This is a genomic window from bacterium, assembly GCA_030685015.1.
Classification (GTDB): domain Bacteria; phylum CAIWAD01; class CAIWAD01; order CAIWAD01; family CAIWAD01; genus CAIWAD01.
Genome location: JAUXWS010000058.1, coordinates 13859 through 40683 on the forward strand (window position 1 = coordinate 13859; position 26825 = coordinate 40683).

The window sequence follows — 26825 nt, forward strand, 5'->3', positions numbered from 1 at the left end:
TTATCGCATGGCCGCCATGAAGAGGTCTTCGTGACGCGCGGCCAGGATGGCCGCCGCGGCGTCGTACTGGTGCTCGCTTCGGTCCTTGGTGGCGTCCCAGCCTGCCCCGGCCCACTGGCGGCCGTCATGGGTCAGAACAGCTCGCACCACGTCGGCCACACGGGCCTTCGTCGCAGTCAGGCCGCCGCCCACGCGCTCTTTGATTTCGCCCGGCAAGAGCCAGATGGTGGGCACTTCGTGATAGACGCGCGCCGCCACCAGCAGGGCTTTGGCATAGGCCAGGCCCTTCAAGGCCGCGGCGCTCTGCGCGCCACTGGACGGCGTCTCGCAGCAGAGGATGACCGGCGGGTAAGCCAGGAGGAAGTCGCGGATCCCGGTGGCCAGGATCTCCAGTCGGCGGCCATCGTCGTCGGCCTTGCGCAGGCCGAGTTTCTTGTCGCTGGGCTGGGTCGTGAGGGTGGTCATGGCCACAGGCCACCAGGTGGCCAGGTCGACGGCCACCAGGGCGAAGTGCGTGAAGGACGGGTCCATGCCGACGGCGGTGCGGGCGGGCCCGCCGGGCCGAACGATGATGGCGGGGGCTGCCAGGATGGTCGCCGGCGCCGCTTCGAGTTGCTGCGCCTGGCTGGCCGGCTGGGTCTTCACGATCGTCGCCATGAGCTTCTTGTAGGCGGCCTTCCTGCTGGCATACTGGCGCAGCAGGGGCTTCGTGTCGTTGTCCACGTTCGTGACGGCGCTGTCGATGAAGTCAAAGACCTCGCCTCGGATCTTGCCTGGCGACGCGCGCATCACGCGCCCCACGCGCTGCTCAACGCGTCCCTCGGCCTTGGCGGGGAAGGTCAGCAGCAGGGTGTTGAGCTCGGGGATGTTGAGGCCCTCGTCGGCGACGGTCGAGGCGAAGAGCACGCGCACATGTCCGGACCGAACCGCGTGCCGGATCAGGCGCCGGGTGTCCTTCTTCACCTTCCCGGCCAGCAGCTCGCCAACGATGCCTCGTGCCTTTGCCGCCTGGAAAAGGGGCACCAGGTGGTCCTCCACGCGGCCGGAAAGCACCAGAATCGCGCGCTCCTCGTCCTGGTGGAGGGCTTCCAGCGTGTCCAGCACCAGGGCACGGCGCGCCTCGTCCTTGGCCAGGGCGTCGGTCAGCGCCTGCCAGTCGCCGGCGCCGCGGTAGGGAAACGTGAAGGCCGTGTGGACCTCGTGGACGATGGCTGGAACCAGGTAGCCGCCTTGTAGCAGGTCCGCCTGGTGGGTCTCATGGAGGATGGGGCCAAAGGTGTGGTAGAGCTTCTGGGTCAGCCCATCCTCGCGCTCGGGCGTGGCCGTCAGCGCCAAACGCCACTTGGCCGGGCAGGCATTCACGACGCGGTCGAAGGTGCTGGCTGGGGAGTGGTGGCCCTCGTCCAGGATGAGGCACCCGTACTGCCCCAGCTCGCGCGTGAGGGCGCCGGTCTCCAGTCGGGTCAAGGTTTGCACCGTGGCCACGGTGATGGGCGGGCTGGTCCGCAGGTCCAGCGCGCCTGGCAGGAACCCGAAATGCTCCTCGATCTCCTCCCGCCACTGTTCCAGCAGATCCAGCGTGTGGACGAGGATCAGCGTGCGCTGCCCAATCTCGGCCAGGGCCGCCAGGGCCGTGAAGGTCTTGCCGCCGCCGGCGGGGATGACCACCACGCCCTGCTGGCGCTGGACCATGGCGGTCTTGGCCGCCACCTGGTAGGTCCGCAGCGGGGGATGGAAGGGAGGGATGGCCGCCTCCCACGTCGCCCGGTGGTCTTGGGCGCCCGGCCAGGGGACCAGCACCTCCTTCAGAAGGGCGATCGCTCCGCGTGGGGCACACCAGTGGTGATGCGGGTCAACGTGGAAGCCCTCCAGCCGCTTGGGGATCTCCCGCCAGCGGCCGTCCACTTTCTCTTTGGGCACTTGGATCCCGCGCTTCTTGGCCGCCACGTAGGCGGGGTTTGCGTAGGACAGCGCCCTTTCCAGTTGCTCGCGGGCGCGGGCCGGCAGCTCGGCCAGAGGGATGCGAATCACGCTGGCGACGTGGATGCTCATTCGAAGGGGTCCTCGCTGGTGGAGAGGAAGCTCTTGATGGACGCCACCTCGTGGCTCATGCGCCCGCCCGGGATGGCCTTCAGGAACTGGCGCCCGTACTTCTTGGTGGTGACCCGGCCGTCCAAAAGCAGGACCACGCCGCGGTCATCGTGCCGGCGGATCAGGCGTCCGAAGATTTGCTTCCACGTGATCAGGGCGACGGGCAGGCTGTGGTGAAAGAACCAGCCCTTCGCATCGTGCTCGGCGATGTAGTCCATGACGGGATCCGCCGGCGAGGGAAAGGGCAGGCGGTCGAGGGCGACCAGGGACAAGCTCTCCCCAGGCACATCGATGCCCTGGAAGAAGGTCCTGGTGGCGAAAAGCACGCTGTGCACGTCCTCCTGAAACTGCTTGATGAGGAGGGTGGAGGGGGCGCTACCCTGGCGTAGGCAGCGGTAGCCGGCCCGCTCGAATTCCGGCGCCACCAGATCATGCGCGGCCCGCATTCCCTGGCTGGAGGTGAAGAGGAGCAGGGCCCGCCCCTGGGAGAGCAGCACGGCCTCGTGCAAGAGGTTGTGGACGCGGTCCCGGAACTCCGGCGCGTTCGGCTCGGGCAGGCCGGCCGGAACCACCAACAGGGCCGCCCGGTCGAAGTCAAAGGGGCTGGGCAGGATCACCTGCCGCGTTTCCACGGACAGGCCGATGCGCTCGCGGATGAAGGAGAAGTCGCTTCGCGTGGTGGTCAACGTGGCGCTGGTGGCGATGAAACTTGACACCCAGGGCAGCAGGGACTGGCGTACGAAGGCCGCGATCGAGACCGGCTTGCCGCAGAGCTTCCACGTCTCGCCGGACGCGGACTCCACGCGTTCAGTCCAGTAAACCCACTCCGCGTGTTCCTGCCAGATGAGGGCCTTGACACGCCTGGCCAGCTGGCAGCATTGCTCTTCCTGGCGCTCCAGCTGCTTGAACTCCTTTGAGTCTTCCAGGTGCTGGCGCCTCAAGGCCTTCAGCTCGCGCAGAGCGTCGCGTAGGGCGTCCAGGATGGGGCCCTCATCAATCAAGCCCGCTTCCTTGATGCGGCCGCTGCCCGGGGCGCCGTGCGTGAAGCTCATCTGCTTGATGGCGCGCGCGAGGTTCTCCGCCGCTTGGTCCAGGGCTTGGAATCCGCTCTGGGACAGGTGTCGCTTGAATCCGCGGAAGCTCCAGCGACCGATCTGCTCGCCGGCGAAGTCGCTGCCGATGTCCGGGATCTCGTGGGCCTCGTCGCAGATGAGGACATCGAAGGGCGGGACGACGCCGGCATTGCCGGCCGTGGCCTGCTGGACCATCAGGTGGGCGAAGAGCAGGTGATAATTGCAGACCACCACCTGCGCGTCCTCCGCTTCCGTCACGGCCGCCCGGTGGAAGCAGAGAAGCTTACAGCCGGCGCACTCGCTGGTGTCGGCCACGGAAAAGTGACGCCAGACGCGCGGGGAAACCCTGAAGGGGATCTCATTGGTGTCGCCCGTTGATGTCGTGCCGGCCCAGGCCAGCACCTGGTCGAACTCGTCTTGGTCCTCGTCCGACACGGCGCCGGCGAAGAGCTGGCTCTTGTGCTCGTCGTGGCGGTCCTTGCATAAAAAGTTCGACCGGCCTTTGAGCAGGGTGAACTGGAACGGCTCGGGCAGGATGCCCGCCAGGAAAGGCAGGTCCTTCTGCACCAGCTGCTCCTGCAGGGCGATATTGGCCGTGGCGATGAGCACGCGCTGGCCCGTGGCCAGGGCGTGTTGGATGGCGGGCGCACAGTACGCCATGCCTTTCCCAGTCCCCGTCGGCGCCTCCACCAGCAGGTTGCTGCCGGTCGCCAGTGCCGCGGCCACCTCGCGCGCCATGATGAGCTGGCTCTCGCGTAGCATGTAGCCGGGGAGCTGCTGGGCCATCAGTCCACCTGGGCCGAAGATCTCGTCCATCGTGAGGGTCGGCTTCGGTTGGGCAGGCGGTGCTGATGCTTCAAGCAAGGCCGAGTAGTCCGTCGCGTCTTGGGGCATGATTTCTCACTGGCATTCGTGGCGTGGAGTGGGCCCGGCCGGCATGAGATGCGCGTGTGCCGACCGGGCCCGGGACGTGGGGGCTGCAGGGACTAGTTGAAGGGGTCTTCATCGCCCGGCGCGCCGCCACCATCCGCCGCCGCGTGGCGCGCGGCCTCTTCCTCCTGCGTGACCCAGCTCTGGGCCGCCGCGAGGTGTTTGGCGGGGAGGTCGCGGATCTTGGCGATGGAGAACTTGGCCAGGAAGTCGCCCATCATCTGGCCGCCCTGGGCGTCGCCCAGCGTGGCCTTCAGCGCCTTGAGGCGGGCGATGAGCGCGTCGCCATCTGTCTGGGTGAGGATGGCCGCGGGCTCGGGCTTGGTGGACTTGGCGCCATCATCGCTGCCGTCCGACGTCAGGTCGAAGAGGTCCAAGGCGTCGAGCTGGACGCGCAGGGCGGGGGTGATGGTGGCCTCGGGCAAGACAGTGTAGCTCGTGTCCTTGGCCTTCGTGCCGGTGCGTTCGATCTCGAAGATCTGGCTGTCGACGCCGTACTTGGTGTCCATCTTGGACACCTGCTTGTAGAAGGTCTTCGAGTTCTCCAGGACCTTCACGGCCTTGAGGATGTAGGCGCCGTTCTTGTTCTCCAGCACGGCCACGTTCATGCTGGTCTTGAGCGTCTTCTCCTTCCCGCAGCCTTCCGTCCAGGGGTGGTAAGTCGTGCCATCCCAATAGACCTCGCGGATGTGGGGCTCGCCCAGGAAGGCGACCAGGTGCTTGTCACCGTCCTCAAACTTGAGGTAGCGCCCGCTCTGCAGGTCGTGCTCCTCGTAGCTCTTGTTCATGCCATCGAACCGGCCCATGATGGGTCCTCCTTGTGGTGTGGATTAGTGCTTGAGCTCGTGTCTGGACTTCGTCTCGATGACGGAGAGGAGGTGCAGGATGGCCGGGTGCCGGCGCAGGTTGATCACGGTGGGCTTGGGCTCGTCGGCGCCGCTCTCGCGCAGGTCGGCCAGTGGCGCCATGCAGGAGCGGTAGGCCTTTTCCACGGAGCGGCTGATGGCGAACACGACCGGGTCCCGGGTCGGGTGCTCGGCGACGATGCCGCCGACGGTCAGGGCCAGCTCCAGGAAGGCGCCGCGCACGCGGGCTTCGATCTGGTCGACCTTGGTGGCGTCTGTGGGTGTGGGCTCGGACATCCTGTCTCTCCTTCGTCCTTTCCCACCAAAGGGGCGGCGAAAAGGCCGAAATCGGACAGGGGTCAGGAGATTCTCTCTCCTTTTTGACGCAACCGTTTCAGCAGCCTGTTGTGGCGTTTCTGCGTGGTGTCGTAGGCTTCGCCCAACATGGATGCCATCTCTTGCAGCGAGTACCCGTAGACGTAGAGACCGACCAGCAGGCCACGTTCGGCATCGGTGAGAGGCATGTCCTGGATCAGGTCCTGAAGGGATTGGTAGGCGTCGACGCGCTCATCCGGGACATGATCTTGCATGACGACTTCGTCGGGCGCGACGTTCACCTTCGCCACACGCTGGTAGTCCCTCAGCCCAAGGGCCACGCGAAGTCTCAGCTTCGTGTCGCGCAAGAGCTCATGCGCCAAACACGGGTCCGTCAGGCGCCCTTCCCCCAGTCCCATCAGGGTTTCCAGAAACGCCATGATCACGGAGCTCTCGGTCTCTTCCAGGCTGCTGCCCGTCATGCGATAGCGACCAGCCAAGGCCTGCAGTGCCGGGGCGTAGGAGACGAGCAGCCAGAGTTGGATGCTGGCGGCTTCCGGCATGCCCGCCTGCAGGTGGCGAATGCAGGCGGAAAGGGCCGCGTGACGAGCCTGTTGTTGAGTCTTGGCTGCTGGTCCCAGCAGAGCCAGGAAGTCCGACAACGTGGGCGGCAAAGCCGGCTCGCGAGCCGCGAGGGCGAGGTAGTTGGTGGTGGACGCGGGTGTGAAGGCGTCTTGTCTGGTGGGCAGCATGATGGCTCCAGCGCTGGGTCAGCGCCGGCGCGTAGCCGCCAGGAGGCATGATCAAGACCCGGGCGCTGGTGCGCGCCGGGCCGACAGAGTTGTGGGTGTGGACAGAGTCCGCCCAGGAGACCCACAGACATGGATCACCCGACCCGTGCATTTCACGGGAATGGATTGGGCATGAGGAAGCCCGGGCGGACAAGTCCCTGCTTAAGCCTGGTAATCAGCCAGGCCTTGACTGTCGGTCCGGGTTAGAAGAGGATCAGCAGAACGGATCGGGAGAGGGCGCAATGATGAACGCGCCGATGATCGGCGGGGGGCTGGAATCTATTCGGGCAAGACATGATTGGCTCCAGGCGTGCGGCTCGTGTGAGGCTACGGGAGCCAAGATACGAGGGGGTGAAACACGAACCGGAGGCCCCGTTGATGGACGGGGGCTTCCGAGGCAAGTCTTCTGCAAACCGTGCTCGGTATGGCCTACAGCCCGCTCCAGCAGCGGCTGCGCGGTTTTCGAGAAGCCAATTTTCAATGTGATCAAGTGCTTAGGCGAACGCTGCGGCTTTGTACGTCAGCACTGAAGGAGAAGTTGGCGAGGACATTGGCTCCGCAGCATCAGCCGCGACGCGCCTGGCGCGACGCTTGTCCTTTCCTACCGACGTTTCTTATCCCTTCCGACTGCAAGCGCCGTGACAGGCGCAAAGTCGGCTGCAAGCAGTGATCTTCATAGAGGTCTCCTCCCTGCGCGCATCACCCGATACGCGTGGGGTATCCCAACCCAGAAAGGAGGAGACCATGCGATTCTACCCAGGCCAGCACACGTTCACCTGCGGAGTCGACTTGCACGCCAGCACCATGTATCTCTGCATGCTGGACTCGGCCGGTGAAATCCGCTTGCACCAGAATCTGCCCGCCGACCCGGCGGCCTTCCTGGACGCCATCGCGCCCTTTCGTGACGACCTCGTCGTCGGCGCCGAGTGCATGTTCACATGGTACTGGCTGGCGGATCTCTGCCACGCCGAAGGCATCGCCTTTGTTCTCGGCCACGCCCTCTACATGAAAGCCATCCACGGTGCCAAAGCCAAGAACGACAAGCTGGACGCCAGGAAACTCGCCGTCCTCTTGAGAAGCGGGGCCTTTCCCATGGCCTACGCCTACCCCGCCGGCATGCGCTCCACGCGCGATCTCTTGCGCCGCCGCACCAACCTGGTCCGCTTCCGCGCCGACCTCTTGGCCCATGTCGCCAACACCAACAGCCAGGCCAACCTCTCGGCCCTGGCCTTGAGCGGCAGACGCCGCGCCGCCGCGCCTCAGGTGATCGAGCGCCTTCACGATCCCATGACCCGCCGCGCCGTGGAGCTGGACATTGACATCATCCAATTCCTGGACCAGCAGATCACCACCTTGGAGCGCGAACTTCTGGTCAAGGCGCAGGCCGATCAACCCCGCACGCTGGACCTCTTGCGCACCGTCCCCGGCATCGGTCCCATCCTGGCCATGACCATCATGTACGAGATCCATGACCTGACCCGCTTTCCCCGCGTCCAGGACTTCGTCTCTTATGCCCGGCTCGTGGCCTGTGCCCATGAATCCGGCGGAAAGAGGAGCGGGTCCGGCGGCCGCAAGATCGGCAACCCCTTCTTGAAGTGGGCCTTCTCCGAAGCCGCCGTCAGCCAGCTGCGCCTCGATGCCGGAATCCGCACCTACCGAAACCGCTTGGTCAAGAAGCATGGCAAGGGCAAGTCCCTGTCCATCCTGGCCCATCGAATTGGAAGGACCGTCTACCACATGTTGAAACGCAGCGAAACCTTCGATCGGGCCCGCTTCCTGGCGGCGTGATCGATCTCGGGCGGCCCAGCCCGACGTCTAACTGGACGACAAGGGGCGAACCGGCGACGACCGCCGATCCGATTCCTGGAGAACCGGATCGACAACCCTGGGGCCACGACCCCGACCGCGGTCTTCGGACACAAGGCCCCGAGCCCCAGCAGTGATTGGCGGGCCACCCGATCCAAAGCCGGAAGGGATTGAGGAAAGGATCCTGCCCCATCCCCGAGCCTGCAACAAACTGGACGGCAACCGCCGAGCCCAAGCAGTGACAAGGCCGGTACGTGGGCACCGATGGATTTCTAGGGCGCCAAGAGCACGGCTCTTGCCGGATCGGCACTGCCGATTCGTGACCCTCAATAGGTGTTTGGTGCAGGATTCCCACCCTGTGCCTGCCAATGAAACCAAGTCGGGATTCGCCTCAATCCCTTCGCATCAAAGAACCGAAGAAAAGTCGGAAGGGGCCCTTGCGCGCCCTTGACTCTGGAGACCTCATAAGTGTTAGATCTTTTTGAAATGTGTCATTCATATTTTTTCGCATTTAATTGAAGGCAGAATGCTTCATGCAAAACATAAACAGTTTCATCATTTATAACCGCCAAAAGTGCGTAGATAGCGAGCCTTTCTAACTCTAAATGATCTGAACGTTCAATGCTTGTGTAGGCGGCGTGCACTATCCTAGATCGTAAGTCATACAATCTTCTCGCTGATTTGGCAATTTGCATACGCTGATCTTTGTTATTGCCTATTAATAATGCCAATCTATCTGAAAAGCGTTCCACGGTAGATTCACTTCCGTCCGGTATCAACAATCTCTCAATTGCAATGGCACAACCGAGAAAGGCTTGATCCAGTCTAGGAGCAACTACTGATCTTCCGAGGGAAATAGCGGCACTTAGAGTTGCCGATTCTAGAGAATTCCAGGTTTTTCTTACTCTCGATAGTGGAGCAACTAATTTGCTAATATTTATAACTTTACACAATCTAGCGTAAACATCCTTGTCAAAAACAAATGGCCGCTCAAATCCATGCAATTCGTTTGTCGTATTGAAGGACCCACTTGGTGTACCAATTGAAATTGTCCATGACCGATTTGAACTAACCTCTTCAGGTAAGCCGAAAATCCTCTTCTCAGAGTAATTATAGAACATTGATGAAAATGCACGAACAGCATTGATTATATATTCGACCATTATTTTAGAGTGATTAATGCACTGCTGCTTGTGAGCTCGCACAACCACCCTGGCGTAGCAATTGCCGTTCCCTATTGCCATATGTATGCATCTTAGCCCTAGTCCTCTTTGAGATTCCTGATCGTCAGCCTCTCCAGGGAATGCATAACTCATCACGCATCTTGTTGATTCAGCTAAAGCCATCTCTAGCGGCAAGAAACGAATGGCACCTATCTCAAATGCACCTTTCATGTCCAGATTTATTATGGGGTGAAATACGATCCAGTCTCCAATATCTTCTTTGACTCTTTTGATAATGCTCGTTTTTATCTCTTCACGATCAATTGTGCGATTATCACTAAAATACTTAGCGATCACCAATTTTTTCACTTCGTTTTCTATTGCTTCTTGTCCCACAAGTTCTGCGAGGTCTTCATCTTTTAATAGCTCATGAACAGCTTCATTAAACAAGATACATCCATTGTCCCTGATTGTAATTGATCCGTGGTCTTGAGAAGAAATAACTCGCAAATTGGTTTTCGGATCGGACAAGTTCATGCCCGGTTCAGCAAACTGTTGAGACTCCGTTAGTGCTCTTGCGACTTTACTCAGATCGTAGCTCATGAGCTTTCCGTAGTTTTGATAGACCTAACGGTGGCTTCAGCCGCGACGCGTTTGGCGCGGCGCTTGCCTTCTCCCACCAGCGCTTCGTTATCCCTTCCGACTGCAAGCGCCGTGACAGGCGCAAAGTCGGCTGCAAGCAGTGTTAGGCTGGTTCACGCACCTCGAGACCGACCGCATTCATTTCTCGCACAAGTTCTGATTTCCACCTATTACTATCATCAAATTCGACAAATATGACTCCGCTGAAGTCATTAGGGAGTTCGACTCCGTTTCTTTTCAAGGCTACAACACGACTTCGACCTAGTTTAGCCGTAAAGAACCCATGCTCAAATACTACATTTTGCCTAGCTCTCAAATTCAGATTCAGACTGAAGTACCTTGCTCCCATATCACACGGCGTGTATAATATTACAGCAAATATAACGTCAGCATTCGCCTCCAATTTCTCAATAATCGTCATGCCAGCGCTCGCCTGAGCCTGCATTATTACAGGATCTAATCCAATCGCTACCAAAAAGTTCTTCACATCAAGTTTGGCGATCTCGTCTTGGCCGTGGACCAGAAATACTCTTCTTCTTTGAAGAGGTTCTGCTTCACCTGTGATCGCTGCTCTGGTCGGCTCAAAATAGTATGATCTGAAAACATTTGACGAACGTGCTACCTCTTCACTTATTATCTCATTTTGAATTAAGACACTCACCAAATCCACATTTTTGACGGCCCAATGAGTTCTGTAGAGTTCCCATCGACCAATATCAAGACTTGCTCTTACTCTGTCAATAGTGCCAACATCTAAGGCCGGAATCGACTCGTCCATTTCGAATCTGATAGTAACTCTTTGTCCAGCGGTTACTATACTCAAGATTTTACCTATATGAGAGGCCCCTTCTTCGCGCTCTATCATGAAAAGAGTAGGGAAGTTCTGCAGTTCTTCAATTGCGGTAGCATCTAGCTCTCTATATCGCTCACTGAGCTCATTCGAAGTGTATTCAATCGCCACTCTGCCTCTTTCGAAAGTATATTCTCCGTTTTCCCAGCTATCTATAGTTCCCGAAACTAGAATATTGAACATCGTGAGCTCCCTGATGGTGATAATTGACTCAGCCTAACGGTGGCACCAGCCGCGACGCGCCTGGCGCGGCGCTTGCCTGTTCCCCTCTGACGTTCCATCAAGTCCAGCTCGCAAGCGCCGTGACCAAGCGCAAAGTCGGCTGCAAGCAATGTTAGCCATTTGCAAATTTTAATGTTATCAATGAAATTATGATGCCCATAATGATGGCCAATATGCTTACCCTAATCACCCATCTGTGCTTATCATCCGGATGATTCAATTGACCGATGAACGAACTTACTGGCAAGAGCTTGACAATCTCCCTCCCACAATTCTTAACTAATCCAAGCTCAGATAATCCATCGTAATCCAATTCAATTGTATCTGCTGATAGACCCGAAACATTTCCGCCTCCATAACATTGGCGATAGATTCTGCGATTAGAGTTAGAGATTTTCAGCCACTTTCCTCGGCCACCTAACTCCTGTAATACAGTATTTGCAACTCGAACGATCTTCCTTTTGTCCTTCCTGTCCTCAGCTTTAGAAAGCGTACGCACATATGCAATTTCAATCGCACTCGACATGATGGCTCCACAAGTTCACTGTCCATCCGAAGTTTTTCCGAATCATTTGTGTCAGAGGGTTTCTGATATGGCTAGCGGTGGCTTCAGCCGCGACGCGCCTGGCGCGGCGCTTGCCTTTCTCCTACCGACGTTTGCTTCAATTCCGACTGCAAGCGCCGTGACAGGCGCAAAGTCGGCTGCAAGCGATGTTAGGTTGCATGTTACACAGCAGACCACGCTCGTGCAATTTCCTCACAAGCAGCCTCTATGTCTGTTCGCTTGCGCTTGAATGATCTCGGTGCGACGTAGATCTCGCGCGCAAACAGATCCAGAACGATGCAGGCGCTTGGTTCAAGAAGGGCGGCAGGACGAAGACAATCTGTAAGGTACTGATGAACTACAGTAGCCACATAATGTCCAGCATCAATGCCGAGTGGCGAGTTCTTCGCAATGCAAAGCTTGATCGCGCCAGCAGTTGAGTTACCATCAGGGCGTGTTCCCTGTAGAAGAAGCTCAGGCCTGACGCTTACTGATACACCCGCGATCGTCAGTTGAGGCGCGTCACCTTCGGTCGCAGTAGCTCTGAAATTTGCCAGATCAAGGCTGTCGCTGAGATCAATGAAAGCTTCGATCGCCTCGATCGAAAGCTGACGGTCCTGCTCCTGCCACTCGCTTGTTGTGCTTGCTGTCTCAAGTCGTGAAATCGCACGATCGAGAGAGGAGAAATCTGCACCGCCGCTGACCAGAAACTCACGGATGGCAGTGTAAGCATCGCTGTACCGTGCCACGATGAAATCACGCGGTCGCTTCTGATCGCGAACAAGGCCGCGCCGTCTTGCAGCTGACGCTACCATGTACTCGCCAAGCTTGTTCACTGAAATTCTAGGATTGGAACGGACTCTATCGTTCATGGATCCTCCGAGAGTGTAATTGCTCATTGCAACCTAACGGTGGCTTCAGCCGCGACGCACCTGGCGCGGCGCTTGCCTTTTCAAACCGACGTTTACTTTCGCTTCCGACTGCAAGCGCCGTGACAGGTGCAAAGTCGGCTTTAAGCAGTGTTATACGCTTTTACTTCGCCCATCTTCTTTCTTCACAATTGGCGCATATCTCATAACTTTCAAGTTCTTTGAATCCTACATATTTTTCGCAAATTGGACATTGCTCCATCGATTTCTCTTCTCTACACAAAAAGCAATAATCACCTCTCGATGATCCAATAACAATTGTTTCATTGCCGCAATCTGGACAAGTGCCACATGGAGGCATAGATACTAGATCGTCTTTAGATTTTGGAGTAGTCTCAAGTGCAACTTCTCTTAATGCCTCGCACAGTTGTTCTTCATAATCAAATATCTCCTGACTGACTTTATTATATATATCCTCTTCAGAAAGAACATCTTCAAGTTCGGTTCCTAGATGATCACGCAAGAAATAATATATGAACTTCAACGCCTTTCCAACGGATAACTTGTGGCTTGGGTCAACTTTAAAAATGTGATGCTCAATACGATTACGACGCCTCTTTAAATCTCTTAATGTCTTTATGTCATCATCTGACAATACAATACCTAAATTGAAAAATCTCGCCAACACATCCTCGAGACCAACGGTGTTTGATTCATCCGAAATTGGCTTATCGATATTTTTGTAGATTAGTAAATAATGTACGCGAAACAAACGTTCTTTGAGAAGAAGCTCAACGGCGTGAAATATGTTCAGAATCGCATGCTTTGGCGCCGTTTCGTATTCGCCATGTAACCAGATGCCAATTCCGAACTCCAGCGAATCAACTGCATTATCGAGTATTTCGCTCACTGCCTCGCTCTCCATCATGCGTATAACGGTGGCTTCAGCCGCGACGCGCATGGCGCGGCGCTTGCCATTTCCTACCGACGTTTGTCTCAAGTCTGACTGCAAGCGCCGTGACGGGCGTAAAGTTGGCTGAGAGCAATGATTCCAAGTGATGATCATCCCTAATCAATTCTTATGGAATTATCATGTGCAAATTTAGTCCATTTATGTTTGAAAAAACAAAATAGAAACATATCCAAAGTTATACTCAGAATAGAAATAAAAAGCGATATTGACATCAATACAGTGAATGTGCAAGAACATGGCTGTGTCATACTACCGAATACAACCCCGGTAATGAGAAACGGTTTTAGCAAGAAGAGAAATAAAAAGAAGATGAATTGGAAGCCCGGAACCCAAGAAATTAGGCCAGTATGTTTTGAAGGATTGAATGAGGCGAGAAAATATGTAGTATCTATGCAATTGGTCATCGCCTTAGCTCTTTTTCTGATTAAACAAGTCGCAAGTTGATCTCTACGGAAATTATATCCCATATTTAACACAAGCGCCATCCCAAGTGTAAGAATGGCACTCGATATAAGAAGGAAGAAATATATTGTCTCAACAATGAAATTAAAAGATTTATCATCTATTAATTTAGAGTACAAATATCCGTTTCCAGCAAATATGGTTAGTAAGAGCGTGAGAAGTTGTAAAAATATTGTTTGATGGTGATTTTGGTTCTCCGCAAATTGACTGTGAAAGGATTTGGCTAGTTCAAAGCTGTGACTATCGGGATCTTGTCCAAGTGAGTCCTGAGGATTCTGACCCATTCTCTCTCCGTGAATCTAACGCTCCGGTTCAGTGGCGGCGCTCAGCGCCATCCGCTACAACCGGTTTTGGGACACCCGCGCGTATGACGATAACGCGAACGTCCCAGTCATTCCACCGCCCCTACTTGAGAGCCTTGTTTATTGCCTCGATCAGTTTCTTCCACTGAGTGCGCTCTTCCTCGGTTAGGTCGGACGCCTCGTGTTCCCGTGTCCAGCGCAAAAACGCCTTGGCGAGCTTGTATTTCGAGAAGCCACTGATCTTATCCGCGAAGATGTCCGCAATTGGGCGAACATCTTGCGACGCGGCAGTCGCCTTGACATCCCAGCCCAGATCATCGAAAGCGATCTTCACTAAGGTCTCCCGGAGCAAATCCTCGATCTCCGGCTTAGTGACCTTTCCCGTGTATGTATCCTTCGTCCGGAGAATCTTCTTGTTTCCCAGCGTGTGAACGAGCGTATCTTGCTGCGCCGCTTGATCACCAGCCGCGTCAGAGTCCAGCAGAGCTGCGACCTTCAATTTGTGGGCGTGCAGGATGGTCGCGTAGTACACGACCTTCCCTGCGCTGTTGGCGAAGATGAGCGCGATCTTCTCGTCGAGGTCCACTGCACCCGCGCCGCGAAGGAGCTGCGCAACGGCATCCAAGTACCAGTAGTCCGTCAGGCCCTCCAGGACGAGATTCCTCGTCTGAGAGAAGAGGCTCTGCGCAAGGTCGTAGCCGAGGGCCTCCTGGAGCGGCAACAGCGCGGCCGGATCGCCCGACGATAGCGTATCATGGACCCTGGTTCCGACCTTGCGGTCCGGCATGTCCACCACGCGCACCATGTCAAGCTCGCCCGGGCCGACGAGGAACGGCGAGTGTGTTGTGTAGAGTGTCTGATTCTTATCGGCGAGGCGGGAGATGGTCTCTCGGAAGTCCCGCTGCTTGAGCCCGTGCAGGTGCAGACCTGGCTCATCGAGTAGCAGGATCGCGTTCTGGTGCCTGTCTGCGGCTTCCGCGAAGAACACAACGAAGAACGATACGAGCCACTGAAAGCCTTCGGACCGTTGATCCAGCTCGATCTCAACGCCCAGCTCATCCTCGACCACGACCTTGAGGTATTGACCGTCCGCCTTGATCCGGAGTTTGCTTGCTTCCGGGCGGTCCGGATTCGGATTCCAAGCCGAGACGATTTCTTCGGTGAGTTGAACGCTCGCTGCGTTGAGTTGATAGTCGCGCTTGTCGAGGTTGTCCTGGTACGCTTGGAGCGCTGCCGCATCTCCGGGAGCGGGTTTCGGGGCGTTCCCGAGGTCAGCAAGCTCCTTCGCGGTGAACCCGAGCAGCTTGAGCAGGCACAGATTCCCGTAGTCGTACTGTTTGTCATCAAGTACGCCACTCTGCAAGCGCTGTGCGAGGTGTTCCAAGTGAATACGGGGGCGCACGCGGAAGTAGTTGTTGAACAGGATGAACAGGGGCAGGCGTCCAGCCAAGTGTTTGAGTGCCACCGCGCGTTCATCCGCCACCTTGCACGACCTTAAAAGGCGGTCGTAGCGCTCCTCCTCAGGCTGGTCCTGTTCGTCGATCAACGAAAGCGCGCCCTCCAGCCATGCCTTGAGCTTCGCCGCGCGATCACCCTCCATGCTCGTGGTGTCGGTCCATTCCTTTACGAGTTCAGTGAGCGCCGCGCTGGGCGCAGGGTCGGCGGCGCCCTTGCGCTTATCGATGTGCGCACCCAGCCGCGTTAGGTCCTTCGATAACGCGCCATAGTTGGGGACAGCTGGCCCTCCGTCGATCTTGTGCCAAGAGTTGTTGTCAAGCTTGCGGCCGCAGACGAAGGTGCATCCCTCGTAGCCATCCGGAAGGCCATCCAGGTCGCTCGGCTCCAGCGTGAAGTGACCTTCGACGACTGTGATTGCGGATGGATCGGTAGCCCCGCGGCCGATGTCTTTGTTGTACTCGGATCGCGGATAGTCACGAAGCGGTTCGAATCTCTCGCTCCCTTTCGGCGCGTTCAGTTGCTGAAGCGCCTGGAGGATTACCGTCTTCCCAGCTTCATTCGGTCCGACGAGGATCGTCTTCCCCGTCTCGATCTCGAACTCGCCGGTGTCACGGATGCTACGGTACTTGCAGATGCGAGCTTTGCTGAGTCTCATCGTGAATGCTCCCTGTTCATCCGAGCTGTCCCGCGCCAAGTGCAAATGGACCACGTCTGCTTGGTTGGCTAAGGATTGAACAGTCTCGAAAAGCCCCCTCGGGACCTTTTTCGACTAGGACATCCCCCTGATCCGCCCGAGAGAAGGTGCGCAAAGGTGGCATGAGAGGAAGGGCTTTACACGATATGTGCAGACTCGCCGTCGTGACGGATGGAGGGGAAGGCCTGGTTAAGACCTGCGCTGTCATAATCCGCCTTTGCCTGAGGGGCGCGCACGGACCGGCAAGAACTCAGAGTTTACTTCAGGGCAATAAAACATGCGCCATGTTGAATGGTAGGCGTTTGATATGAAGCGCCCTGCCAGTCAAGCTACTACTGCTGTGGTTTCAAAGTCTTTTCCTTCGCCCGCTCCAGGCTAACCCGTACAGGCTCCAGCGGCATCCTAGCGTAGATCTCCGACGTCACTTTTGACTCATGGCCCAGAGTCTTTTTGATCACCTCCAGCGGCGTGCCGGTGTCGTCTGGAAGGACGCAAGGCTGCAGCGCAGGTTATGCATGTTGATATCCGTGATACAAGTCGGCAGCATTTCGATGGCTACTTCGTCTCGGACTTCAAGATCTCTTCCATGGCCCGCTCCAGACTCACCCGCACGGGATCCAGGGCCAGCCTGGCGTAGATCTCGGTCGTGGTCTTGGACTCATGCCCCAGCGTTTTTTGGATGATCTCCAGCGGTGACCCTGTGTCGATCTGGAAGGAGGCGAGGCTGCGCCGCAGGTCGTGCATGTGCAGGCCTTGAAGTCCGGCCCTCTCGCAGATCCGCATCCAGCCGATCTTGGGATCCATCATGTGCGGCACGCCGCGGCGCCCTGGGAAGACGTAGAGGCCCTGGGTGTTGGCAAGACGGGCGCGCAGGATCTCCACCACGCGTTCGGTCAGGACCACGTCCAGCTCCTTGCTGTTCTTCGAGTCCCCGGCTGGCACCACCCAGAGCCCTCGGTCCAGTGAGACATCCTGCCAACGCATCGTGAGCACGTTGGACTTGCGCGCGCCCGTGAAGAAGGCAATGAGCACGAAATCGCGGATGTCCTCATTCGGCTCATCACGTACGGCCTGGAAAAAGGCCGGGAGCTCCTCGGGCATCAGTCGCCTGGACCGACGGTCCTCTCGGTAGAACGTGATGGCGTTCGCCGGGTTGGGAATGTCCAGCTCGTGCTCGCGGATGGAGCGGTTGATGATGGCGCGCAAGAAGGCGACCACGCGGTTGGCAAGGTGGTGGCCGTTGTGCTCGCCAACCTCCTGATGCAGCTCGACGACCTCGCGCCTGCGGACCTCTCGCATGGCGCGCTTGCCGGCCCAAGGCTTCAAGTGCTTCATCCACAGCCGCTCGTATTGCGCGATGGAATTCGCCTTGCGGTGGTGCTCCAGGTAGCGGTGGTATTCCTCGTAGGCATCTTCAAGGGTGTGCGCAGCAACGCGCACCGCCCTCTTCTTCGGGGCCCCGACCACTTCCCCAGCCGCCATCTTCAAGAGGGTCTCAGCGGCCATCCGCCTAGCCGCTGGGATCGGGATTTCATTTGCGGATCCGATGCGAACGAAGTTCCGTTTCCCTTCCCGTGTCTTGACGACGTAGAAGGACTTCCCGCCGCTCTTGGTGATCATCAGCGCAAGCAATGGGACCTGCTCATCATAGATCCACTCCCGCGGGAGGTCCGTTTTGAGCTCTTCCAGGGCCTTTTGGGTAAACCGAATTCGCCGCACTGTGTCCCCCGATCCTGGCCGTTTCAACCGTTTAATTATTCGAGGAGACGAACCAAACGGTTGACCCTGTCTCCTTCCTGTCTCCTTTTCTAGCCTGCATGAGTATGGATAACTTGCGTTCTCTTAACAAGTCGCCAGAGGCGAAGTCTTTGATATGATTGATAATTATGGAGAAGGCTGGACGAGTCTGGAGGAGTCAAACCGAGTGGTTTCTTATCTGTTAACCACTAGGTTGGGGGTTCAAGTCCCTCCTCAGGAGTTTGAAGGTCAAAGGGTTCCGCCGCGAGGCGGATCCCTTTTTGATTTCATTCCCACCCAGGTCCCACCTGGCCGACGGTACCACCGTTGGGCCTTCCCCATGCGCCATCAGCGTGAAACTGCGGGCTTCATGCGGGCTTCAGATGGAGCGTGCAACCAGCGCCAGTCCAAATCCGCCCCGAAGGTGCGCCGGGAGGAGATGATCCTGGGCTCGTGGGATATTAAAGCAAGAATCGATTTGATTTAATAGCATCGTTTGCTATTCAAGCGAGCGTGATCAGGAGGACAACCCGATGCATCGTGGATTGACCGGTCACTATGAGTCCACCGCCGTCGCAGGTGAGCAGGTTCAAGCCTTCGTGCCCGCTCCGCTTCCGCCCGAACAGCCCATCGATCTCACCGGCCTGCGCCAGCGCCGGCTGGAACAAGCCCAGCTCGCCTGTGGAAGGCTCGATGGCATTGCTGCCTTGCTACCTGACCCTGACCTGTTTCTCTACGCCTATGTGCGGCGAGAAGCCGTGCTCTCCTCCCAGATCGAGGGCACGCAGTCCTCGCTCTCCGAGCTTCTCCTCTTCGAGCTGGAGGAAGCCCCGGGCGTGCCCATTGATGATGTGGTGGACGTGTCCAACTACGTCGCGGCGCTGGAGCACGGGTTGATGCGTCTGGGCGATGGGTTTCCGCTCTCCAGCCGCCTGCTGCGCGAGGTCCACGGCGTGCTCCTCGCTCGCGGGCGTGGGGCCGACAAGATGCCGGGTGAGTATCGCCGCAGCCAGAACTGGATCGGCGGCACGCGCCCCGGCAACGCCCGCTACGTGCCGCCACCTGCCAACCGGGTCGAGGACTGTGTGGCGGCGCTGGAACGCTTCATTCACGAGGAAGCAAGCGGCCTGCCCATCCTCGTGAAGGTGGCCCTGACCCATGTGCAGTTCGAGACCATCCACCCCTTCCTGGACGGCAACGGCCGCGTGGGCCGCCTGCTCATCGCGCTGATGCTGCACGATGCCCAGGTGCTGCGGCAGCCGCTCCTCTACCTGAGTCTCTTCTTCAAGCAGCACCGCGCCGAGTATTACCGGCTGCTGGACGCCGTGCGGCTGGATGGAGACTGGGAGGCCTGGCTGGACTTCTTCATCGAAGGCACGGAGCAGACTGCCAGTGGCGCCGTGGAGACGGCACATCGCTTGCTGGCCCTCTTTCAGGAGGACACCGCCCGTGTCCGCGGCCTGGGCCGCCAAGCCGCCGGCACCCTGCGGGTCTTCGACGCCCTGCGCGCACGGCCTGTGGTCACAGTCAGTGATTTGGCCGCTCGCACGGGCGTCACCTACCCGACGGCTGCCAAGCAAATCGATGCGTTGGGGAAACTGGGCATCCTGCGTGAACTCACGGGCCGTCGACGCGACCGGGTGTTCGCTTACAGCCGGTACTTGGCGATACTGAACGAGGGAACAGAGCCGCTGTGAGACGTGAGGATCGTGATTGCCGCTGTCTGAGCAACACGAAATTCAGATTTTGTCACGCTAGGTTGTGAGGGCAACAGAAGTACCGATGGGCATTTGGGGGAGCAATGAGAGAATTCGAAATGGAAGCTCCAGTTGGACTCACGGTATTTGCACAGGGCACGGTGCCAGATCATGACGACAAATACCAGTTGCTGGCTGACAATGAGCGTCCTGATCGTCCCGGCTTACATCAAGTCCCATTGCCGTGTTCGCGGTCAAGGCCGGACGCGCCTCATGCGCCCGTCGGCGCCTCGTCCAGGGCCTGTCGCACGGCCGTGCTGAATTGTTGCAAGGAGAAGGGCTTCTGCAGGAAGCGGCAGCCTGACACCGACCCCAGGTTGGCCGTCAGGACATCCGCCGAGTAGCCAGACATGAAGAGGCAGCGCAGCTTCGGATGAGTGGCGTGCAGCTTGTCGGCCAGCTCACGCCCGTTCATCTCCGGCATCATCACATCCGTGACCAGCAGGTGCAGGTGTCCGTTGTGCTCCTGGGCCAGGCGGAGCGCCTCGCCGGGCGTTCCCGCCGCCAGCACGCGGCAGCCCATGCCATCCAGCAGTCGCCGGCACATGGCGAGCAGGCGCGGCTCATCCTCCACCAGCAGCACCATCGCACCCTGGTTCCGGGCACTGCCCGGCGGCGGGTCCGAAGCCGGATCCACTTTCCCTTCCGGCGCGTGGCGCGGCAGGTGGACATCCACGCAGGTGCCCTGTCCGGGCGCGCTCTTCACGACGATGAAGCCCTTGTTCTGCCGGACGATGCCATAGACGGTGGCCAGGCCCATGCCCGTCCCCCGTCCCAGCTCCTTGGTCGTGAAGAAGGGTTCGAAGAGGTGCTGCAGCACTTCGGGCGACATGCCCTCGCCCTCGTCGCACACCCTCAGCCGCACATAATCGCCGGGCTGGGCATCGGGCATCGCGGCGCAGGCGGCCGGGTCCAGGTGCAGGTTGGCCGCCTCCAGCTCGATGCGGCCGTTGCCGCCCAGGGCATCCCGCGCGTTGACGCAGAGGTTGGTGAGAACCTGGTTCACCTGGGTGATGTCCAGCCTGACCGGCCAGAGATCCTCGTCCGCGGTCCAGGAGAGGTGGATGCGCGGGCCGATGAGGCGCCCCAGCAGCCCCAGCATGCCGTCCACCGTCAGGCGCAGGTCCAGCACGCGGGGCATGACGGGCTGCTTGCGGGCAAAGGCCAGCAGCTGGCGGGTCAACTCCGCCGAGCGTTGGGCGGCGCTGCGGATCTCCTCGATCTCGTGCCGGGTGGGCGCTCCCGGCGGCACCTGGGAGAGAAGGAGATCGGTGAAGCCGATGATGACCCCCAACATGTTGTTGAAGTCATGGGCGACGCCGCCGGCCAGGCGTCCCACCGATTCCATCTTGCGCGACTGCAGAAGCTGGTCCTGGAGCTGGCGGCGCTCCTCCTCCAAACTTCTCCTCGCGGTGGCGTCGCGGAAGAGGCCCACCAGGTGCGGGCGCCCCCCCAGTTGCATTGTCTGGGCATTGATGTCGGTGAAGAACCGGCTGCCGTCACGGCGAAGCAGGGGAATGTCCACCGCCACCCGCTGGCTGCCGCGGGCCTGGTCGGCCAGCACCTCCCGGATGGCGGGCAAAGCCTCCGGCGGATGGATGTCCTCCACCCCCAGGTGGGGCAGATCGTCCTGGCCGCAGCCCAGCATTTGGCAGATGCGGGCGTTGCCGGAGACGAAGCGGCCCGTCTCCAGGTCCAGCACGAGGATGCCGTCGGGGGATGCGTCGTAGATGCTGCTCAGGCGGCCTTCGGACTCCTCCAAGCGCCGCTGGGCCTGGCGCCGTTCGTCGATCTCGCGCAGCAGGCCGGTCCGGTTGTGGTCGAACTCGTCCACCATGCGGTTCCGGCTCTCGATGGCCCGCTTCAACTCCAACTGGAGCAGGGTTTGCTCATCGGCGCTTTCCCGCAGCTTCTCCAGCAGGTGGAGGACCGGCCGCACGACCGGGGCCAAGTGGGGCAGCGCATCGGCGCTCACCTGGAAATGGAAGAAGTGGTCATGCCAGGCGGTCCAGGCCGGCTCGACCCCCACCGTGACCACGATGCCGCTCAGTTTGGGCAGCAGATCACCCAGGAAGACCCGCCCGTCCTTCTCTGTTCTCACCAGCAGGGCGAAGGGGCTGGTGCGGAACTCCCGCCGGACGAACTCGTGGCAGATGGCGAAGCCGGGCGGGGGTGGCATCACCAGGCTGAACAGGCGCCCGTCCATCCTCAGGCTCCCAGCAGGCAGAGAACGAAGGTGACGTTGTGGAAGCAAGGGGGCGTGGTGCGGCCGTCAGCCAGGCGGAAGGGTCCGATCTCGCCGAAGGAGGGGATGCCGACCAGGGGCAGGTCCAGGCCCAGGCTTTGCTGGAAGGCTTCCAACTCCCGGCGGCCCGTGTCCTCCAAGTACCACTTCCGTCCGGCGCAGCTGATCAGCACGGCGGCGCCCGGCTGGAAACCGCTGGGCCAGGGTTTCAGGCTCGCCACCGCCTCCCGCACGCCGTCCAGCACCTCCTCGCGCGAGGCGGCGCAGACCTTCACCCGGATGCCGGCCGGCAGGCTGCCAAAGAGGGTGGTGGAGCCGTCCCCCTCGTCCAGCCCGGCCGAGGAGCGCAGGAAGAAGCGCCCCTGTTGCTCGTCCGTGTACACGGCCAAGGGCATCACGCCCAGATCGGTGGCGCCCATCACGCGGCCGATCTGCTGCGAGATGTAGTCCCGCACGGGCCGCCCCGAGATGCGGCCCAAGCGCCGGCCCGCCACCTCCTCGACCACCCCCTCCTCGCCCATGGGGGTCCAGCCGCTGGCCGCCTGCAGGAGGAAGGGCAGCGGACCCGAACCCAGCAGCACCACCACGGCGTCCTCGTGCTCCCTCCCCCCATGGAAGATGCGGCTGCGCGTGAAGTTGCGATCATCGCCGCTCAAGCCGCCGAAGAAGGGGATCGCCAGGATCTCGCGCAGGCCGGCGACCACCTCCGTGCCGTCGGCCTGCAGTCCATCCGCCAGGACGAAGCAGAAGGCAGGATCGCCGTCCAGCCCCGCCGCCGCCTCGCGGGCGGCCTCCCGGGAGGCGCTGCGGGAGTCTCCACCCACGCCGCGCCTCAGGGCCGTCGACCAGCGCACGGCGCCCCCCGAGTTCATGCCCAGGGCACACACCCCGTAATCCGCGGCCAGGTTGCGCTCGAAGATGCCGTCCCCCGTGCCCCCCACGATCAGCGGGGAACGTCCTTCCAGGGCGTCCTGCAGGCCGGAGAAGAACTCGGAGAAATCCGGGTCGTAGCTGATGGAGGCGAAGAGCAGAATCACTTCTGGATCCACACTGCGCAAAGCGTCGCCAATCTGGATTCCAGCCCGGTAGGGATCGGGATTGAGGGTGGAGGCTGACCGGTACTGCATGGCCATGTCCTTCCGATCTGCGTCCAGACCGTGGCCTTGGCGGGAACGTCATGTGACGTGAACCTGATGGACGCGCCAGGGAATATCGTCAACCGGCCCCCATGAATGAAGCACGGCGACAGTGGAAAAGCCGGGGGATCGGCCTCAGGCCAGGTCGAAGAGCAGCACCTGGCTGGCGGTCTCCCGGCCCACCAGCGTGACGCCCCCCTCTTCGCCATGGGCCCCGTCGCCGGCGGCCAGCTCCTGGCCGTCCAGCTCCAGGCGGCCGGCCGCCACCTGGAGCCACAGCCCGCGCCCCGGCGCGGGCGGCCACCGCAGGCTTTGCCCCGCGGCCAGGTCGCCCACCAGGATGCGGGCGTCGGCCTGGATCGTCACCGCCGCGCCTTCGCCAGCCGGAGCCGCCAGGAGACGCCAGCCGTCACTGCGCGGGCCGCCCAGGGGACGCTGCTCATAACCCGGCGGCAACCCCCGGCGCGCCGGCAGCAGCCAGATCTGCAGAAGATGGACCTCCTCCGTGGAGGAGGGGTTGGTCTCGCTGTGCAGGATGCCTGTGCCGGCGCTCATGCGCTGAGCCTCGCCCGGCCGGATGTCGAAGCGGTTGCCCAGCGAATCCTCGTGGCGCAGGGTGCCGGCCAGCACCCAGGTGACGATCTCCATGTCCCGGTGCGGATGCAGGCCGAAGCCCCGCCCGGGCGCCACCCGGTCCTCGTTGAGCACGCGCAGGGCGCGATAGCCCATCCAGGCTGGATCGATGTAATCGGCGAAGGAGAAGCTGTGCCAGCTGTCCAGCCAGCCGTGGTCGGCGTGGCCCCGCTGGCCGGCGGGTCGGATCGACATCATCTCAGGCCTCCGGGAGCAGGGTCATCTGACGCAGCCGACGCACCCGCTCCTCCACCGCCGGATGCGTGGAGAAGAGGGTGGCGAGGCGGCGCCCGCCGCCCAGCGGGTTCATGATGAAGAGGCTGGCCGTGGCCGGAGCCTGCTCGCGCGGATGCAGCTCGGCCCCCCGGCGCAGCTTCTCCAGGGCGGAGGCCAGTCCCGCGGGATCCCCCGTCAGGCGGGCGGCGCCGGCATCGGCCAGGTACTCGCGGGAGCGGGAGATGCCCAACTGGATCAGGGTGGCGGCGATGGGAGCCACGATCATCAGCAGGAGGGCGCCCAGCGGGTTGCCCTCCTCTTCATCGTCGCGACCGCCGAAGAGCATGGCGAAGTGGCCCACCTGGGCGATCATCGCCACGGCGGCGGCGATGGTGGCCGCCACGGAAGCCACCAGGATGTCCCGGTGGCGGATGTGGGCCAGCTCATGGGCGATGACGCCCTTCAGCTCGCGCTCGTTCATCAGGGCCATGAGGCTGGTGGTGACCGCCACCACGCCGTGCTCCGGGTTGCGTCCCGTGGCGAAGGCGTTGGGCTGGGAATCGTGGATGACGAAGAGGCGCGGCAGGGGCAGGCCGGCCCGCGCGGCCAGCTCCCCCACCATGCGGCGCAGAGCGGGCAGTTCGTGCTCAGGCAGCTCGCGCGCCCCGTTCATGCGCAGCACCAGCTTGTCCGAGAAGTATTAGGCGCCCACGTTCATGGCCACGGCCAGGCCGGTGAAGAGCCACAGATAAGCTTTGCCCAGGGCGCCGCCGATGAGCACCAGCACCACCGAGAGGGCTCCCAGCAGGAGGACGGTGCGCAGCTGGTTGGCGAATCCCCCCGGCGTCCGCGGGAGGCTTGCGGCACGTCCAGGTGTCGCGTCCATGGGTGTCTCCAATTTTGTTGATGCTATCAAAGGACGGCGCAAACGCCGCATCCCCGCCTCCAGGTTCCCACCTGGCCGTCAGGCCGCGAAGACGGCCAGGTGGAAGGCCTTGCCGCTGGCCAGGGACAGGCGCCGCTCTTCCAGGCAGCGGAGGCCGGCGGCGGCCGCCTCAGTCGCCAGGCGGCGGGGATCCACCAGACGCATGGCATCCTCCAGCACGCGCAGGGTGGTGAAGGGCGTCGCCGTGACCGCCTGCTGGCCGGCGGCGGGCAGTTGCAGGACCACGTGCAGGCGGCCCTGCGCGGCCAGGGCGTCCGCCATGCGCCGCAGGAAGGAAGCGCTGTCCAGGTATTCCAGGAGGAGGGCGCACCAGATCAGGTCGTAGGCCCCGGCCTCCGGCCGCCATTCCTCCAGGTCGGCCTGGACCAGTTCCAGGGTCGGCAGGGCGGCGGCGTGGCGGGCGCGGGCCAGATCCAGGTAGTCGGGCTGCAGGTCCACGGCGGTGATCCGCTCCAGGTTCCGGCCGGTCAGGACCTCCAGGCCGTTGCCCGTGGCGCAGCCGCAGAGCAGCCGCCGCCGGGGTCCTTGCCGGGACACGGCTTCCGCCAGGAGCCCGGCCAGCACGGCGGACTGTCCTACGGCGGGGTGCGCCATGTGGGCCTCGTAGTCGGCGGCGGGCACGTGCAGCCAAGCGGCGTCGCGCCGCGCGGAGGGGGGCGGCTCCCGTCTCATCCGTCCCCCCCCGGCTGGTCGCCGGCCTCCCTCCCCGTCTGCATTCGCGCCGCACATGCTTTCCTCCTCTCGCCCTGGTTCGCCATCATGCTGTCGGCAATTCAGGTATCAACCGGCTGGGAGTTGTCATGACAAGCTATCTGCTCCTCATCATCGCCATCCTGGTGCTGGACTACCTGCTCAGCACGACCTCCATCATCCTGGACTGGAAGGGCCTGTCCCTGAAGCTACCAGCCGAGATGGAAGGCTCCCATGACGCGGACAGCTATGCCAAGAGCCAGCTCTACACCAAGGCGACCAATCGCCTTTCACTGGTCCGATCCACCATCATGCTGCCGCTCACGCTGGGTTTCCTGCTCTTGGGCGGCTTCAATCTGGTCGACGAGGTGGCCCGCACTCCCGGCTGGCCGCCCCTGGCCACCGGCCTGCTCTTCTTCGCCGTCCTGATGCTCCTCCTCACCATCATCGACCTGCCCTTCGCCCTCATCCGCACCTTCGTCATCGAGGAGCGCTTCGGCTTCAACCGCAGCACGGTCCGGACCTTTGTCGTCGACCAGCTCAAGGGCCTCCTGCTGGCGGTCATCCTGGGCGGTCTCGTCCTCTCGGCCGTCATCTGGCTCTTCCAGACCTATGGCGCGACGGCCTGGCTGCTGGTCTGGCTGGCCATCATCGGCTTCAGCCTGCTCATGATCTTCGTCGCGCCGGTGACCATCCTGCCCCTCTTCAACAAGTTCGTCCCCCTGCCGGAGGGCGAGCTGAGATCCGCTATCGAGCGCTTCGCCCACCAGCACGCCTTCAAGATGAAAGGCATCTACACCATCGACGGCTCGCGCCGCTCCACCAAGGGCAACGCCTACTTCACCGGCTTCGGCCGCTTCCGCCGCATCGCCCTCTACGACACGATCCTGGCCCGCCTCGACGTGGGCGAGCTGCTCGCCGTCCTGGCCCACGAGATCGGGCACCACAAGCGTCACCACGTCTGGATGAGGATCGCCACCTCCTTCCTCACCCTGGGCTTCTGGTGCTGGCTCTGCACGTTCTTCCTGGACAATGAGGGACTCTTCGCCGCCTTCCGCATGGAGCAGCGGTCGATCCACGCCGGCCTCGTTTTCTTCGCCCTGCTCGTCTCCCCCCTGGCCACGCTGATCGGCGTGGCGATCCAGGCCCTGGCCCGGCGCCAGGAGCTGGAGGCGGACGCCTTTGCCGCCGCCACGGCCAAGCCCGACGAGATGATCACGGCGCTGAAGAAGCTGGCGGTGCAGAACCTGAGCAACCTGACCCCCCATCCCTTCACAGTCTGGCTCCACCACAGCCACCCCCCGCTCCTGGACAGGATCGCCGCCTTGCGGCGGCGGATGATCTGAGCGGAAAGGATGGGTGCGGGCGGACAGCCTGCCCCGTCGGCGCTGGGGGGAATACCGGCGGACCCGGCAGCCGCTCGGACATGGTGTGT

Annotated in this window: 19 protein-coding genes and 1 pseudogene; 3 read left to right on the forward strand and 17 right to left on the reverse strand. The window is 60.9% G+C overall.

The genetic code is table 11. The features are described 5' to 3' along the window. The 5 genes from Q8O14_07690 to Q8O14_07710 all read right to left on the reverse strand — a co-directional run bounded on the left by Q8O14_07690 (position 1) and on the right by Q8O14_07710 (position 6006). Positions 1-2052 carry a DEAD/DEAH box helicase family protein gene (locus Q8O14_07690; protein ID MDP2360620.1) on the reverse strand — a complete coding sequence of 684 codons (2052 nt, stop codon included), beginning with the start codon at positions 2050-2052 and terminating at the stop codon, positions 1-3. Then, the gene (locus Q8O14_07695) at positions 2049-3950 is read right to left on the reverse strand and encodes an ATP-dependent DNA helicase (protein MDP2360621.1); all 1902 of its coding nucleotides are present in this window, start codon (positions 3948-3950) and stop codon (positions 2049-2051) included. Before Q8O14_07695 ends, Q8O14_07690 begins: the two co-directional genes overlap by 4 nt. A 200-nt stretch (positions 3951-4150) precedes the next feature. Continuing rightward, positions 4151-4900: a hypothetical protein gene (locus Q8O14_07700; protein ID MDP2360622.1), complete on the reverse strand. Its 750-nt coding sequence runs from the start codon at positions 4898-4900 to the stop codon at positions 4151-4153. A gap of 24 nt (positions 4901-4924) precedes the next feature. Next, complete coding sequence (locus Q8O14_07705; GenBank protein ID MDP2360623.1) at positions 4925-5236, reverse strand: hypothetical protein; 312 nt, start codon at positions 5234-5236, stop codon at positions 4925-4927. 62 nt (positions 5237-5298) lie between these two features. Further along, entirely contained in the window at positions 5299-6006 is a 708-nt protein-coding gene (locus tag Q8O14_07710) for a hypothetical protein (GenBank protein MDP2360624.1), read from the reverse strand. A gap of 783 nt (positions 6007-6789) precedes the next feature. Here Q8O14_07710 and Q8O14_07715 point away from each other — a divergent pair. After that, positions 6790-7833 carry an IS110 family transposase gene (locus tag Q8O14_07715; protein MDP2360625.1) on the forward strand — a complete coding sequence of 348 codons (1044 nt, stop codon included), beginning with the start codon at positions 6790-6792 and terminating at the stop codon, positions 7831-7833. A gap of 509 nt (positions 7834-8342) precedes the next feature. Here Q8O14_07715 and Q8O14_07720 read toward each other — a convergent pair. The 7 genes from Q8O14_07720 to Q8O14_07750 all read right to left on the reverse strand — a co-directional run bounded on the left by Q8O14_07720 (position 8343) and on the right by Q8O14_07750 (position 17662). After that, the gene (locus Q8O14_07720) at positions 8343-9617 is read right to left on the reverse strand and encodes a HEPN domain-containing protein (GenBank protein ID MDP2360626.1); all 1275 of its coding nucleotides are present in this window, start codon (positions 9615-9617) and stop codon (positions 8343-8345) included. Positions 9618-9759: 142 nt separating this feature from the next. Beyond that, complete coding sequence (locus Q8O14_07725; protein ID MDP2360627.1) at positions 9760-10689, reverse strand: nucleotide-binding protein; 930 nt, start codon at positions 10687-10689, stop codon at positions 9760-9762. 151 nt (positions 10690-10840) lie between these two features. Beyond that, on the reverse strand, positions 10841-11254 hold the full coding sequence (locus tag Q8O14_07730; protein ID MDP2360628.1) for a hypothetical protein: 414 nt from the start codon (positions 11252-11254) through the stop codon (positions 10841-10843). 200 nt (positions 11255-11454) lie between these two features. Then, complete coding sequence (locus Q8O14_07735) at positions 11455-12144, reverse strand: hypothetical protein (protein MDP2360629.1); 690 nt, start codon at positions 12142-12144, stop codon at positions 11455-11457. Between the two features lie 160 nt (positions 12145-12304). After that, a complete protein-coding gene (locus Q8O14_07740) occupies positions 12305-13207 on the reverse strand; it encodes a hypothetical protein (GenBank protein ID MDP2360630.1) in 903 nt (300 codons plus the stop codon). A 774-nt stretch (positions 13208-13981) separates the two neighbouring features. Next, the gene (locus Q8O14_07745; protein ID MDP2360631.1) at positions 13982-15991 is read right to left on the reverse strand and encodes an AAA family ATPase; all 2010 of its coding nucleotides are present in this window, start codon (positions 15989-15991) and stop codon (positions 13982-13984) included. 594 nt (positions 15992-16585) lie between these two features. Beyond that, positions 16586-17662: a site-specific integrase gene (locus Q8O14_07750; GenBank protein MDP2360632.1), complete on the reverse strand. Its 1077-nt coding sequence runs from the start codon at positions 17660-17662 to the stop codon at positions 16586-16588. A 638-nt stretch (positions 17663-18300) separates the two neighbouring features. Between Q8O14_07750 and Q8O14_07755 the strand changes: the two genes are divergently transcribed. After that, positions 18301-19464 (forward strand): Fic family protein, encoded by a 1164-nt coding sequence (locus tag Q8O14_07755; protein MDP2360633.1) that lies wholly within the window; start codon positions 18301-18303, stop codon positions 19462-19464. 271 nt (positions 19465-19735) lie between these two features. Here Q8O14_07755 and Q8O14_07760 read toward each other — a convergent pair whose 3' ends face one another. The 5 genes and pseudogenes from Q8O14_07760 to Q8O14_07780 form a co-directional block, all read right to left on the reverse strand. Beyond that, complete coding sequence (locus Q8O14_07760; protein ID MDP2360634.1) at positions 19736-21730, reverse strand: response regulator; 1995 nt, start codon at positions 21728-21730, stop codon at positions 19736-19738. A gap of 2 nt (positions 21731-21732) precedes the next feature. Continuing rightward, positions 21733-22896, reverse strand: a complete 1164-nt coding sequence (locus Q8O14_07765) for an FIST N-terminal domain-containing protein (protein MDP2360635.1) — start codon at positions 22894-22896, stop codon at positions 21733-21735. Positions 22897-23040: 144 nt separating this feature from the next. Next, positions 23041-23736, reverse strand: a complete 696-nt coding sequence (locus Q8O14_07770; GenBank protein MDP2360636.1) for a pirin family protein — start codon at positions 23734-23736, stop codon at positions 23041-23043. A gap of 1 nt (position 23737) precedes the next feature. After that, positions 23738-24640, reverse strand: a pseudogene (locus Q8O14_07775) (zinc metalloprotease HtpX). A gap of 78 nt (positions 24641-24718) precedes the next feature. Beyond that, positions 24719-25372 carry a class I SAM-dependent methyltransferase gene (locus tag Q8O14_07780; protein ID MDP2360637.1) on the reverse strand — a complete coding sequence of 218 codons (654 nt, stop codon included), beginning with the start codon at positions 25370-25372 and terminating at the stop codon, positions 24719-24721. Positions 25373-25500: 128 nt separating this feature from the next. Between Q8O14_07780 and Q8O14_07785 the strand changes: the two genes are divergently transcribed. After that, a complete protein-coding gene (locus tag Q8O14_07785; protein MDP2360638.1) occupies positions 25501-26736 on the forward strand; it encodes a M48 family metallopeptidase in 1236 nt (411 codons plus the stop codon). The last annotated feature ends 89 nt before the right edge of the window (positions 26737-26825 follow it).